Source organism: Candidatus Komeilibacteria bacterium CG_4_10_14_0_2_um_filter_37_10 (assembly GCA_002793075.1).
In the GTDB taxonomy this organism is placed as follows: domain Bacteria; phylum Patescibacteriota; class Patescibacteriia; order UBA1558; family UBA1558; genus UM-FILTER-37-10.
Genome location: PFPO01000009.1, coordinates 1 through 289 on the forward strand (window position 1 = coordinate 1; position 289 = coordinate 289).

The 289-nt window shown below is 32.2% G+C and carries 1 protein-coding gene; it reads right to left on the reverse strand.

Going from position 1 to position 289, the window contains the following annotated elements; all coding sequences use genetic code 11:
• On the reverse strand, positions 1–226 hold a 226-nt coding region (locus tag COX77_00355; GenBank protein ID PIZ99814.1), incomplete at its 3' end, for a hypothetical protein.
• Between the last annotated feature and the right edge of the window lie 63 nt (positions 227–289).

A 289-nucleotide genomic window follows, 5' to 3' on the forward strand; every position in this document is an offset into this window, starting at 1 on the left:
TTCGGTTTTTTAGTGGTTTATTTTTTATCTTGGCATATCTAAAAAAACCTTGATGGTTGGAAATAGCGTTATTTACTCTTTTATTCCTCGTTTTATTATCTTCTGCTTGCAGCATACTTCTGCTTACCAATCCTTTTTCTATGTCCTCATAAGATATAAATCCATCTTGGTCATCTCCTGAACAGATAGTATCAAATACCTTATAATACTCGGTGGAGGTCGGCACATCTATTACCTGACTATTATAAACATAATCGCCTTTACTATTTTTATATAAAAGGTGTTTTGA